At 41.0% G+C, this 5,845-nt stretch carries 3 protein-coding genes; 2 read left to right on the top strand and 1 reads right to left on the bottom strand.

Features of this window, described 5'->3' with window-relative positions; all coding sequences use genetic code 11:
* Nucleotides 1-52 precede the first annotated feature (52 nt).
* A complete protein-coding gene (locus ACM0OY_RS39160) occupies nucleotides 53-826 on the top strand; it encodes a response regulator (RefSeq protein WP_414574095.1) in 774 nt (257 codons plus the stop codon).
* Nucleotides 827-1,342: 516 nt separating this feature from the next.
* On the opposite strand, the gene ACM0OY_RS39155 is transcribed toward ACM0OY_RS39160, so the two are convergent.
* Nucleotides 1,343-4,441, bottom strand: coding sequence for a thioester reductase domain-containing protein (locus tag ACM0OY_RS39155; RefSeq protein WP_414574094.1), 3,099 nt, complete (start codon nucleotides 4,439-4,441; stop codon nucleotides 1,343-1,345).
* Nucleotides 4,442-4,815: 374 nt separating this feature from the next.
* Here ACM0OY_RS39155 and ACM0OY_RS39150 point away from each other — a divergent pair, with 374 nt between their 5' ends.
* Nucleotides 4,816-5,772 carry a putative 2-dehydropantoate 2-reductase gene (locus ACM0OY_RS39150; protein WP_414574093.1) on the top strand — a complete coding sequence of 319 codons (957 nt, stop codon included), beginning with the start codon at nucleotides 4,816-4,818 and terminating at the stop codon, nucleotides 5,770-5,772.
* The last annotated feature ends 73 nt before the right edge of the window (nucleotides 5,773-5,845 follow it).

Genomic DNA, 5,845 nt, shown 5'->3' with positions numbered 1-5,845 from the left:
TCAGTAGAATTGCTTTCTCCTAAGTGTACTTAACTGGACTGATAACCGCTATATCAAATTCACTCCAGCCGGAGGCAGAATTCAACTTCTACTAGAGTACATTGATGAACAAGCTCAAATTCAAGTCAGCGATACAGGTAAAGGTATCAGCGCTGACTTTCTTCCCTATGTTTTCGATCGCTTCCGCCAAGCAGATAGCAGCAAAACCCGCTCAAATCCCGGACTGGGACTAGGGCTTTTCATTGTGCGTCATCTGGTAGAACTCCACAGCGGTACAGTTGAAGCTTACAGCCCAGGTGAGAGACAAGGAGCAACGTTTATCGTCAAATTACCGATGCCAACAAACCTTGAAGAAAGTTCTATGACAAATCCCACAGACTCAGCGATCTCAGTCAACCAGTTGGCAGTCTCAGATAATAACATACCGTCACTAGATGGTGTGCGCGTACTTCTGGTGGATGACGAAGTAGGTGTACGCGAGTTATTTACAACATTGCTTGAGGTTTGTGGAGTTGAAGTGACGGCGGTTGCATCTGCAAAAGAAGCATTATCAAGGCTGATGACAAATCCGGGTGGGTATGACCTACTTTTGTCTGATATCAGTATGCCAGAGGAAGACGGTTACACACTGATTCGCCAGGTGAGGCAACTAAGTGTTGAGTCAGGAGGACAAATTCCAGCCGTAGCAATGACCGCCCATGTCAAATATGAGGAGCATAGAGAGGCTGTGAATGCAGGTTTCCAAGTGCGCCTAGCTAAACCCGTTGAGCCAACTCGACTATTATTTGTAGTTGCTTCTTTGACTGGACGCATTAGAAAAAATTGATTTTCAAGATACATTTGTTCTTTATTTAGTCCACAGCAACGCCGATTGTCTTTACAAATTAGATCTAATATCATGTCCACTTGATTACTTATTAAACCCGAAGAACCCCACCCCTTAATCCCCTAAGAGCAAGCGGGGCTACGGTGTACACACAAGTCTGATTCAGTTTTATCCTAATACACTTGGGATTAGCGAGAAAGCCCTCATGTAGAGACGCGATTTATCGCGTCTGATAGACCAACACGTTCACAAGACGCGATAAATCGCCGTCTCTACAGAGAATCTACTCATCAATGATTCCTTGACAGACTACTCTTTCCGACTTGTGTGTACACCGTAGGCAAGCTCTTAGGGGAGACAAAGCGCAGCTTTGGCTCTTTGGGGTACAAATTATGCAGACATGATATAACACCAAATCACGAAAATTCTGATACAAATGATTAGTCTTTAAATTCTTTCCCCTGCCCCCTATTTGTATCGATTTTAAAGTGAAATGGTATAGCAGAATATTGCCTGTTACCTATTGCCTGTTGCCCTTTCCCCAATGTTTAAAAAACCGCTACGAATAAAGTAGTCAAAATAGATATTCAGCAAATTAGTATCTACCGGAGGACAGATAATCGAAGTTTCTGCCAGCGCGGTCTGGGTTGCTTGACAGCTAATTTGCGGTTCTCTAGCTTGTTGATGCTCTGGAGAATTTTTGAGAAAGAAAGGCAAAAGAGGATATAAAGGATGTGATTGCGATCGCGCTTGGTTACTAAGCTGTGACTGCCAATTTTGATAAGAAATATGCTTAATGGGATAGCCTAAAGAACGAATAAAATCAGTTAGCTGATGCCAAGAAATAGGTTGAGGATTGTTTAAATGAAAAGATTTACCAAGAGCCTCGCGTTGTCTTGATAAATAGACAATGCTTTTGCTGACATAATCAACAGGAGATAAATCCAATATATCAGTTATACCAGTCATGCTTCCCATTTGGATGCAACCTTTAATCATTCGACAAATAACATCATCTGTATACCAAGCACCTGTTTTACTATGACCGGAAATAAAGGGTGGTCTGTAGATAGAAACGGGAATACCTCGCGATCGCGCAATAGTAGCTAATTTTTCTGCAACCCATTTACTTTGAGAATAGGAAAGTTTCATTCCAGAACTATGAGCAAGTGGATCTGATTCGTTAACTGTTTTTCCTAAGTAAAAAGATGACTCAAAAACAGCAATGGTAGAAATATGATGTACTGGTTTAACTTTACCAAAACTTGCCAATCGGAAAATTTCTTGCGTTCCCAAAACATTGCTAGGCTTTAAAGCTTCGTAGGGATAAACATAATTTAGCCAAGCTGCACTATGATAAATTACATCAATTTCACTAGCAATTTTTTGAAAATATTCGGTTGACAAACCCAACTGAAATTTTGATAAATCGCCTACAATCGGAATAATTCTGCTCCGGAAAGCATCCTGCCAAATTCCATAATTTTCTAAGTTATTTTGCACTTTTATTTGAGCGGAATCATTATCATTAGCACGAACCAAGCAATAAATATCAGCTGGAGTTTGTTGCAGAAGTTCTTGTAATAAAAAAGCTCCTAAAAATCCGGTCGCTCCTGTGAGAAAAATGGCTTTTGGTTCGGTAATAAATGAGTCATAATTATGTTCTGGGTAGATTGCATGGTCTAACATCACCTCAGCTTCTAAATCTATGACATTATTAGTCGCAATGCTTTTTGATGTTAATTGTTCAAGCAATATATTTACTAATTGATGAATATTTGACCCTGCCAGCAAAATTTCTATAGGTAAGTTGACATCAATTTCAGTATCAATTCGGTTTTTCAGGTCGATATTGCTCAGAGAATTTAGACCCATTTCATTTAGTGGCTTTTCTAAATCTAGATGTTGGGATTCATCTAACCCTAAAACTTTGATAACTTTTTCTCTAATGTAATTAACCAGAAGTTGTTGGCGTTTTATTTTGTCAGAGTCAGATGCTAATTGTTGAAGCAACTGCAAATTTTGGGTCAATTCAGGTTCTGGTGGTTTTTCTTTTATATTTGCTATTTCTCGTTGCACTAAAAGCCGCCGCAAAATTTTACCAGAAGCTGATTTGGGGATTTTATCAACAATTTCCAACCGACGAATTCTTTTATGTGGTGCGACAAGTCCTGCTACAAATTCCATAATTTCCCCAGTAGTAGCTTCGCTTTTGAGAACAACAAAACCCTTGGGAACTTCACCCGTGCTTGGATGGGGACTGGGGATGACAGCAGCATCAGCTATTGCTGGATGGGATAACAATACAGCCTCTAGTTCTGCTGGTGCAATTGGATATCCGTTGTACTTAATTAACTCTTTAATCCGGTCAACTATGTAAAAATAACCATCTTCATCTACATAAGCTATATCACCAGTATGAAACCAGCCATCGGCATCAATTACTTTTGCAGTGGCCTCAGGGTTATTTAAATACCCTTTCATCACTTGCGGGCCGCGAATCCATAGCTCCCCTTGCTCGTGGAAACCCAAGGGTTTTTCTGTTTCAATATCTACAATTTGACATTCAGTATTTCTCATGCAGAGACCAACGGAACCGGATTTGATTTTTTCACGTTCGTCAGGGTTGATATGCGTTACTGGGCTGGTTTCTGTCAAACCGTAGGCTTGCTTGATGACACAATTTAAACGCTGTTCGCATTCTAAGGTCAGTTCATTACCCAGTGGTGCAGCTCCAGAGGTAATTATCTTTAAACTAGAAAGGTCGTATTGATCTACTATTGGTTGTTTTGCTAAGGCTAAGACTATGGGAGGTACTAAATGAGCGCGAGTAATTTTATACTTATCTAGTAGTCTCAAAAAAGTCTCTAAATCAAATTGCGGCATCACAACTACGGTAGCGCCGCAATAAAGGCTATAGTTTAAGAAAATTTGCAGTCCGTAGCTATGAAAGAATGGCAGAAGGCCAATAATTGTGTCTGCTGAACTTATCAACTCGCGGTTTGCAAGTTGGTACACGTTGGCTGCTAGATTGTAGTGTGTGAGTGTGACACCTTTAGGCAAACCAGTTGTGCCACTAGAATAGGGCAAAGCAACCGCGTCTTCTTTGGGATTAATTTGTACTTTTGGTACTGAGTCAAAATCTTCTAAAAGTACAGAAAATGGAATTGCACCCGCAGCGTTACCAAAGACAAATACTGATTCAACTTTTGACTGACTAGCGGCCTCTAATGCGCGTTCTAGCAGTTCCGGTACTGTCAGCAAATATTTTGCACCAGCATCATTTAATTGATATGCCAGTTCGCTAGCTGTATAAGATGGATTTGCTGTGCTGCTAACTCCACCTAAACTAGCGATCGCCTGAAAAGCGATGGGATATTCCAGACAGTTAGGACTATAAATAGCAACTACATCTCCCCGAGAAAAACCCCGCGCAGCAAAACCAGCAGCTACTCTGTTAATTGAGTCTACAAGTTCTCCATAAGTTATTGTTCGACCAGTTAGCCCGTCAATCATCGCTGGTTTTGAGGCGAATTCTAGCGATCTTTGCAAGACTATTTCCGTTAAGGGCTGTTCGGGGATCGAGATATTCGGTTCTGTAGTGCGAAAAATCATGGGGTTTCCTTAGATAGAGAAAAGTTAGCTTTACTCAGCAGTGTTTTTGCAGGTTTTTAATTTGAGATAAACAAGCATTTACATCTTGCTTTTGCAGATTAGCGAGATGGCAAGGGAACTGAATATTGGTGGTTCATTTATTATCATGCCAGTAAGGTTCTCTGACGGATTAGTGATATCTTCTATCCACTGCCTCGGTTGGGAGCGATCGCTTTTAGCGCACCACAGTTGACCGAAAACCTTCCAAAGCAGGCATTTCACGCCAAATAGCGGAATTTTTCATCAAACAGTATAATGCCACACCAGCCATTTTTGGCTGTGTGTGCCGCATATTCGCCTTACAATCGTCATAGAAAAATTTCTTTGTTAGCGAAATGTCTGAGCGTAGTTACGCCATTCTAGGAACTGGTGCATTAGGTGGCTTTTATGGTGCCAAACTGCAAAAAGCTGGTTTAGATGTCCACTTTCTGCTGAAGAGTGATTATGAATATGTCAGTAAATTTGGTTTGGTTATTGATTCAAAAGATGGTGATTTCACCCTTCCTGAAGTCAAAACCTACAATGATGTAGAAAAAATGCCACGATGCGATGTGGTGGTGGTAGCACTCAAGACGACACAAAACCATTTATTGCCGCAGATGTTACTGCCACTGGTCAGGGATGATGGGGTAGTGTTGGTATTGCAAAATGGATTGGGGGTAGAAGAAGAAGTTGCCAAAATAGTTGGCAATGTCAGCATTATTGGTGGGTTGTGTTTTCTGTGTTCCAATAAAGTTGGAGCAGGACATATCCGCCACCTCGACTATGGACAAATTACACTAGGGGGATATGCTTCTGGCTACAATCCTACTGGGATTACAGATCAGATGCGGCAAATTGCCAATGACTTGAAGAGTGCTGGTATCTCAATTGAATTAGCTGAAGACTTATTACTAGGGCGATGGAAAAAATTGGTATGGAATATTCCCTATAATGGACTGTCTGTAATTCTCAACGCTAGAACAGATGAATTAATGTCCTATGTCCACACCCGCAAATTAGTTGAACAGTTGATGTATGAAGTTGCAGCAGGGTCTAAAAGTTGCGGGCGCATCATTCCTGATAGCTTCATTCAAACAATGCTGGATTACACCATGAAGATGAAGCCTTATCGCACCAGCATGAAAATTGACTATGACGAAAGGCGGCCTTTGGAAGTAGAAGCAATTTTTGGGAACCCATTACAAAAAGCGCATTCCTCTGGTGTGGATTTACCGCAGATTAGCTGTATATACCAGCAGCTAAAGTTTTTGGATGAGCAAATAAGAGTAGGAGATCGGCAAAATACTTAATTCCTTCTGCCCCTACTCATACCATTTCACTTTAAAATCGATACAAATAGGCAGCAGGGGGGCAGGGAGCAGG

This window comes from Nostoc sp. CCY 9925 (assembly GCF_963920935.1).
Lineage (GTDB): Bacteria > Cyanobacteriota > Cyanobacteriia > Cyanobacteriales > Nostocaceae > Nostoc.
The sequence above is the reverse complement of the archived record's forward strand: the minus strand, read 5'-3'. Positions and strand labels throughout refer to the sequence as shown.